This window comes from Streptomyces sp. NPDC127038, assembly GCF_042725875.1.
Lineage (GTDB): Bacteria > Actinomycetota > Actinomycetes > Streptomycetales > Streptomycetaceae > Streptomyces.
The window spans coordinates 1-6,981 of the sequence record NZ_JBHXDQ010000131.1 but is presented as its reverse complement, the minus strand read 5'-3'; the positions used below and the strand labels follow the sequence as shown (position 1 = coordinate 6,981).

Sequence of the window (6,981 nt, the reverse complement as noted above, 5' to 3'; positions counted from 1 at the left end):
GCGCTGTATTCTGGCGGCCCCCCCCCCCCGCGGCGATGTTTCACGTGGAACATCGCTGGACCGTGAACACGCCCCGGAGGATTTACCCGTGGGGTTCACGATGACGTTTGCAACGCCTCCCGCGTGCAGTCTCCATGGAGATGTTGTTGACGGAATGCGTCGAACCGATCACCCGCCGGTCGCTGTGGCAGCTCGCACAAGGGTCCTGGCAGCACCGTCGCGCCTCCGGCATCGCGCCCGCCCTCCGCGCGGCGGGACCACGGGACACGCGCCCGTGAAGCCGTTTGCGCAAAGAACTGCAACGACTGCAAATTCCCTCCTGTGACCCACGTCACTGGAGTGCCTCCACGCCCGTCCCGTCCGCCCCGAGAGCGTCCCGCCTCCCGCCGGCCGTCCCGCCAGGGGGAGCGCGGGCGGGCACGAAGGCATGAGAAAACCGGCCAGTCGCCGCTGTGGGCGTCTGGCCGGTTCGGTGTTGTGGAGCCTAGGGGAGTCGAACCCCTGACATCTGCCATGCAAAGACAGCGCTCTACCAACTGAGCTAAGGCCCCGTAAGAGGAGCGTCCGACCACAGGAACCATCTGTCGACGGGCGCCGCAGACCAGAGTACCGGGTCACCCAGGGGATCTCGCAAAATATTGGGGGTCCCCGTGGACGACCACTCTCCGTAAGATGCTCGACGTGGTTCGCTGTCGCGAACCGCGGTACTTGGGGAAGCGATGGGGAGACGCAATGGACGCCGCACAGCAGGAAGCAACCGCGAGAGCCCGGGAGCTTCAGCGGAACTGGTACGGGGAGCCGCTGGGGGCGCTCTTCCGTAGGCTCATAGAGGATCTGGGGCTCAACCAGGCGCGTCTCGCCGGGGTACTGGGCCTGTCCGCGCCCATGTTGTCGCAGCTGATGAGCGGTCAGCGTGCCAAGATCGGCAATCCTGCCGTCGTCCAGCGCGTCCAGCTTCTCCAGGACCTGGCGGGGCAGGTCGCCGACGGAAGCGTCAGCGCCGCGGAGGCGACCGAGCGGATGGACGAGATCAAGAAGTCCCAGGGGGGATCGGTGCTGAGCAACACCACGCAGTCCACGACCAGTTCGGGAGCGCCGACGGTCAAGCGGGTGGTCCGCGAGATCCAGTCCCTGCTGCGTTCGGTGGCGGCCGCCGGGGACATCATCGACGCGGCGGACACCCTCGCCCCGACCCACCCCGAACTGGCAGAGTTCCTCCGGGTCTACGGTGCCGGCCGTACGTCCGACGCGGTCGCGCACTACCAGTCCCACCAGAGCTGAGCCGAGCCCGGCCGCCGACCGCCCGGCGCCGGAGCGGGTGACGCCTTCCGGCCGCCGCCGGTCATGCAGCCGGGCACCTCGGAAGAGGTCTCCGGACCGATCGCCGAAGGGGAGCGACGTACGACCATGGGTGAGGTCTTCGCAGGCCGGTACGAGCTGGTCGACCCGATCGGGCGCGGGGGAGTCGGTGCGGTGTGGCGCGCCTGGGACCACCGGCGGCGCCGCTATGTGGCCGCCAAGGTGCTCCAGCAGAGCGACGCGCACGCCCTGCTGCGGTTCGTGCGGGAACAGGCGCTGCGGATCGACCACCCCCATGTGCTCGCTCCCGCCAGCTGGGCCGCCGACGACGACAAGGTCCTGTTCACGATGGACCTGGTCGCCGGGGGCTCCCTGGTCCATCTGGTCAACGACTACGGCCCGTTGCCCCCGTCCTTCGTCTGCGTCCTGACCGACCAGCTCCTCGCGGGGCTGGCCGCCGTGCACGCGGAGGGGGTGGTCCACCGTGACATCAAGCCCGCCAACGTGCTGCTCGAAGCGACCGGCACGGGCCGGCCGCGGCTGCGTCTGTCCGACTTCGGCATCGCCATGCGGCTGGGCGAACCGCGGCTCACCGAGACCAACTACGTGGTGGGGACGCCGGGTTACTTCGCGCCCGAGCAGATGCTGGGATCCGAACCCGACTTCCCCGCCGACCTGTTCGCCGTCGGCCTGGTCGCCCTGTACCTCCTGGAAGGCTCCAAGCCCGACGCCAAGGCGCTGATCGAGTACTTCGCCGAGCACGGCACACCGTCCGCGCCACGGGGCATACCCGAGCCGCTGTGGCAGGTCCTGGCGACGCTCCTCCAGCCGGATCCGCACGCCCGCTTCCGGACCGCCACCGGGGCGCGCAAGGCGCTCGCCGCGGCCGTCGAGCTGCTGCCCGAGCCCGGGCCCGACGACGAGCTGATCGAGGTCTTCGACCAACTCGGGCCGCTGCCCGAGGGGTTCGGCCCCACGGGACCGCTGGGACCGGGAGCCGCCTCGTCCGAGGGGGCACGGACCCTGTCCTCCCGCGGACTCGCGGACACGACGGCCGCGGCTCCGGACATCGGCTCCGACCCGAGCTCCGGGTCCTTCGGCTCCGGCAACTCCCTCGACCCCGACAACTCCCTCGACTCCGGGGCCGGGTCCGGGTCCGGGGGCTCCGGTGTGCTCCCCGCCCCGGCTTCCCCGGCCGGTCAGGACGAGGGGACCGGCTCCGAGCCCGTCGGTCCGGTTCCGGACGAACCGCGCCCGCAAGGGGAGTCGCGGAGCGCTCCGGGGGACACCGGGTCCCGTACGGGCTCGACGGACGCGGGAGAAGAGGACGGCGACGGGCGTCCCGGTACGGGTACCGGGGGTGCGGTGCCGGTGGCCCGTGCCGCCGGGGCGGAGCAGGCTTCCGCCCGGGAGGCCGGGGAGCCGATGACCGCCGAGGCCGGCACACCGGCCCGACCGGGTGGCGCCGCGGCGTCGGCCGTCCCGGGCCGGGAGCACGCAGGCCCGCCGGCCGCCCCGGGCGACGTACAGGCCCGGCCCGCGACCGAGGACGGCCGGTCTCCCGCCGCACCGGACGAGACCCCCGGGGAGCCCGCTCCCCGGCCGCCTTCGATGTCGGACACCGGAAGCTTCCATCTGCCTCCGCCGCGTCCCGCGACCGCCGATCCCCGGCGACAGCCGCAGCCCGGACATTCCGGCGACCGGTCCGCGTCCTCTCCGGCCCCGCAACAACCGGGGTCACGGCCCGACCCGCAGCCGGCCACTCCCCCCACCGCGGTCCCGCTCCCCCCGCAGGCCTCCCCGCCGTTCGGGCCGCCGCCCTTCGACCCGACGCCCACTCCGACGCCGACTCCCCCGACGACACCGCTGCCCGTGTACGCGTCCCCGCTCCAGCGGTCCCCGCTCCCGCCCGCCGCGATGCCGCAGCACACCTACACCCCGACCGCTTCCTACACCGCTCGCTCCGTACAGCTTCCGCCCGCGAGCGCCGCCGTTCCGGGACACCGGAGAAGGCGCGCGCGGCCCCGCCCGGGGCCGCCCGCCGCGGTCGCCGTACCGGTGCTGCTGCTCGCCCTGGCCTGTTTCGCGGTGGGATTCTGGGCACTGAGCCAGGTCTGAACCCGGTCCGAGCCAAGTCCGAACCCGGTCCGAGCCCGGTCCGAACCCGGGAGGGCGAAGGGCGTACTACCTGCCCCGCGCCGCGCCGTGTTCCCAGGGCGCCGGCGCCCGCGGCGGCGCCGAGGCCGTGTCCGCTTCCTCCGGGGCCGGCCCGGCCGCCCGGGCCGCGCGGCGGCGCGCGATCACGGTCCACAGGACGAGTGCCAGCGTCAGCAGGGTTCCGGCGCCGATGCCGCCCGCGGCGACCAGCTTCATCACGCCACTACGGCCGTCACCGCCGCTGTTCCCGGTGCCCGCCGCTCCGTCCGTCGCCCGGTCGCCTGCCGCGTCGGGACCGCCCGCCGGAACGGCGAACAGGTCACGGGGCGCCGGGGTCCCCGCGTAGACGGGTCCCGGCCGCGCCGTTCCGGCCACCCGCACCCGCAGGGTCAGCCCGAACGGCCCCTCGCCGAACCGGTCGGCGACCTGCCCGGCGAGGTGGACGACGAGATAGTAGGAACCCGCGAACCGCATCCCGCTCACCCGGTCGTTGAGGGCGTAGCGGTTCTCGTAGGCGACGGGAGGCAGGGGGTCGAGCGCGACGGAGCGCTGGCGGCCGTCGTACCCGGAGCCGACGTCGTCGACGAAGCCCCGCACCGGGTTGTAGAGGGACATGACCAGGGCGGTGCCGACCGAGCCCTGCCCGCCGCTCGCGCTGCCCAGGTCGGCGGTCGCGTAGATCTGCTGTCCCCAGTCGACCGGCACCTTGTAGAAGAGGGTCTGGCCCGGTCTGATGCCGTCCTTCCAGACGCCCTGGCCGAGCCGGGCGGCCCCGCCGAATCCGGCGCCGCCGGGGCGCCGGACCGCCTCTCCCACGAGCGCCTCGGGCGACGCGGAGTTCCAGGCCTCGGGAGCGTTCGTCGGGCCGGAGGCCTTCCTCAGGGCGGGCTCCGACGCATAGCCGAGTTCCAGGTCCCAGGGCCGGGAAGCGGAAGGCTCCGTGCCGGACGGGCCTCCCGTACCGCTCGTCGCCCCGCCCGCCCCGGTGCGTTCGACGACCGCGTAGTACGTCCCCGCCGTCTGGCAGGCGTACTGCTCACCGCTCGTCTCGCGGGCCGCCCAGGAGGTGATGGGGTGCGGGCTCTGGGTGGCACCGAAGTGGACGGTGCCGGTGAAGGAGCAGTTGCGGCCGTCGGCGTCCTGGAGGGAGACCTTGAGGCCGTCCGAGTAGGAGACCGTCGCACCGGACCGGGGGACGGCGGTGGCGGAGACGTAGACGTCGGAGACCGCGTCCAGTTCGAGCCGGTAATACAGCCTGCCGTCCCTTCCCGCGACTCCGACGGAGCTCTTGTACGTCCGTCCCGGCCGCAGGAGTGCGGAGTCGGTCGTGTCCGTCGCGCCCTCGACGGGGACGGCGTCCCGGGCGAAGGCGTACGGCGCGGGCGTACCGTCGGCCGCCGCCGTGGTCCTCGCGGCCTCGGTCCTCGGCAGGGCTGTGGCCCGGCCCGCGGGGAGGAGGGTCACGCACAGCGCCGCCGCGGCGGCCGCCACCGGGACCGTGAACATCCGGTCGTGCCACGGCCTCGCCCGCCGGCCCTGCCTGCGCCGCCCCATCACGCGCCACCCCCCGTCGTAGCCCTGGCGGCCCATCCTGCCCCGTCGGCCACCGTGGCACCCGGGCTATCGGAGGGAGCGTCCGAAACGAAACGGCGGAACTCCGGTCATCCGCGCCGGCCCCGCCGGTCCGCTTGCTCGCGCGAACCGGAAGGGTCCGGGAAACACAAAACCCCGACCGCGAGGCGGCCGGGGTCTGCTCCGAGACTGTTGTCGATCCTCACGAACCCGTGGGCACGGAGTCGGTCGCCTCCGTCCACAGATCCTGCTCGGCGCGATCCGCCTGGATCTGGCGGTACACGAGGAGCCCGCCGATGGCGGCCAGTGCGACCAGGAGAAGCTTCTTCACCGCGCGACCTCGTCCTTCGTTGACGTAGGGGACTTCTGGCGCCCGACTATACACACCGACCGATATCGATCGGTGACCTGGATCGGCCCTCAACTGCGGCCCCGCGCCCGGCGGTAGCCCGGGATGTCACCGCTCCGATCTCACGGTGATCACACGTCACAGACTGTGACTTTTCCGTTCACCCATGGACTTCTCCGGTCACTTGCGACCATCCGGGTGGTGTTCATCTGAACATCACCGCGCCACGGATTCAGGTCCACCACTTTGCGGCCCGCATACACATCATGAGGAAAGTACGCAAATCGCCCGACCCGAAAGTGAGGGGCCGTGACCCAGAACAAGGTCATGAAGCTGTGGAGCGCGATCGTCACCGCCTTCCTGGCGCTGTGCACGACGCTCGGACTCGTCACCACCGCCGCGGCCGCCGCGGTACCGCAGGCCGGCCCGGCCCGCAACACCGAGGCCTCGGTGGCCGCCGCGGCGATCGCCCCGGCCCCGGCCTCCTGGACCAGGCCGTCCGACCGGGCACTGCCCCCCACGATGAAGCAACGCATCCGCGCCGAGGCGCACGGCTCCTCGCCGAGCTGCCGCCAGCGTGTACCGGCGGAGGACGGCACGGCCGATCTCGCCGCTCCCGGCGCTCCGGAGGGCCTCGCGGAACCCGACGCCTGTTCCGGCCCCGAGACCTTCGTGACGCCCGGCACAGAGGCCCTGGGGGCCCTCACACCCGTGGCGCAGCTCCAGCGCTGAGCGGGCCCCGCCGGACAGGACGCCAGGACAGGCGTCGATCCCCCGGCAGCCGGCCTCACGGCTTCATGGCTTCATGGCTTCACGGCCAGAGGGCCACACGGCCACACCGACCAGACGCGGGACCCGACACCGACCGGATGCCGAACGCGGCACCGGACAGACGCGGGACCCGACACCGCGGCACACGCGGAACGCGGCACCGGACAGACGCGGAACACCGGCCCCCGGACACACGTGGGGCCTGAGCACCGGTCACGCGCAGGATCAGGCAACGGATCACGCACGGGCCAGACAGCGGACAGGCACCGGACCGACCCCGGCCGATGTCGGACGGACGCGAGAACAGGAACAGGAACAGGACCGGGAAACCCACCGTGGCGGACGCCACGGCAGGCGGGAAGCACCGTACGGAACACGGGTACGGCACGCCGGTACGCCGGAACGGACGACGGGCGACTGGCGACTGGCGACTGGCGACTGGCGAACGGCACGGGACCACCGTCCCTGCACCGCCCCGCGGCCCGGACCGCTCTCGAACCCGGAGCTCCCGAACCGTCCTTGGACCGTATCCACCGGCCCGTCCACGAACCCGCGGTCCACAGCCCCTCCTTGGCCCCACAGCCTCCGGACGCCCCCCGCTCCGCACCGTTCCCGGCCACCCCGGGCCATCCCGGCTCCGGCCCCTCCACGGCCCTCACGGCAGCCGTACGGAGAACCGGCCCCCGGCCCCGGCCACCCGGCCACCCGGCCACCCGGCCACCCGGCCACCCGGCCACCCGGCCACGGATACCCGCCCCTCACAGCACAGCCCCCTGAAGTAGCGGCGAACTTGCGTACAAAGCACCCAGGGAAAAGGCCCGGCGGCTCGAAAG

General features: G+C 72.9%; 5 protein-coding genes and 1 tRNA gene. 3 read left to right on the top strand and 3 right to left on the bottom strand.

From position 1 onward, the window contains the following. Positions 1 to 478: 478 nt before the first annotated feature. Positions 479 to 551 (bottom strand) — tRNA-Ala (locus ACFWI4_RS40950). 181 nt (positions 552 to 732) lie between these two features. On the opposite strand from ACFWI4_RS40950, the gene ACFWI4_RS40945 reads away from it, so the two are divergent. Both ACFWI4_RS40945 and ACFWI4_RS40940 read left to right on the top strand, forming a co-directional pair. Further along, positions 733 to 1,281 (top strand): transcriptional regulator, encoded by a 549-nt coding sequence (locus ACFWI4_RS40945; RefSeq protein ID WP_037614940.1) that lies wholly within the window; start codon positions 733 to 735, stop codon positions 1,279 to 1,281. 126 nt (positions 1,282 to 1,407) lie between these two features. Further along, the gene (locus ACFWI4_RS40940) at positions 1,408 to 3,417 is read left to right on the top strand and encodes a protein kinase (RefSeq protein ID WP_387206790.1); all 2,010 of its coding nucleotides are present in this window, start codon (positions 1,408 to 1,410) and stop codon (positions 3,415 to 3,417) included. 66 nt (positions 3,418 to 3,483) lie between these two features. Here the strand turns inward: ACFWI4_RS40940 and ACFWI4_RS40935 are convergent, their stop codons facing one another. Together ACFWI4_RS40935 and ACFWI4_RS40930 are read right to left on the bottom strand one after the other, a co-directional pair. After that, a complete protein-coding gene (locus ACFWI4_RS40935; RefSeq protein ID WP_387206789.1) occupies positions 3,484 to 5,010 on the bottom strand; it encodes a hypothetical protein in 1,527 nt (508 codons plus the stop codon). Between the two features lie 220 nt (positions 5,011 to 5,230). Next, on the bottom strand, positions 5,231 to 5,359 hold the full coding sequence (locus ACFWI4_RS40930) for a DLW-39 family protein (protein ID WP_003999697.1): 129 nt from the start codon (positions 5,357 to 5,359) through the stop codon (positions 5,231 to 5,233). 327 nt (positions 5,360 to 5,686) lie between these two features. On the opposite strand from ACFWI4_RS40930, the gene ACFWI4_RS40925 reads away from it, so the two are divergent. After that, the gene (locus ACFWI4_RS40925; RefSeq protein WP_387206787.1) at positions 5,687 to 6,109 is read left to right on the top strand and encodes a DUF6344 domain-containing protein; all 423 of its coding nucleotides are present in this window, start codon (positions 5,687 to 5,689) and stop codon (positions 6,107 to 6,109) included. Positions 6,110 to 6,981: the final 872 nt, after the last annotated feature.

Bases quoted from the DNA above. Each gene is read 5' to 3' on its own strand.
- ACFWI4_RS40945 (WP_037614940.1), top strand. From the start codon at position 733: ATGGACGCCGCACAGCAGGAAGCAACCGCGAGAGCCCGGGAGCTTCAG.
- ACFWI4_RS40940 (WP_387206790.1), top strand. From the start codon at position 1,408: ATGGGTGAGGTCTTCGCAGGCCGGTACGAGCTGGTCGACCCGATCGGG.
- ACFWI4_RS40935 (WP_387206789.1), bottom strand. From the start codon at position 5,010: ATGGGGCGGCGCAGGCAGGGCCGGCGGGCGAGGCCGTGGCACGACCGG.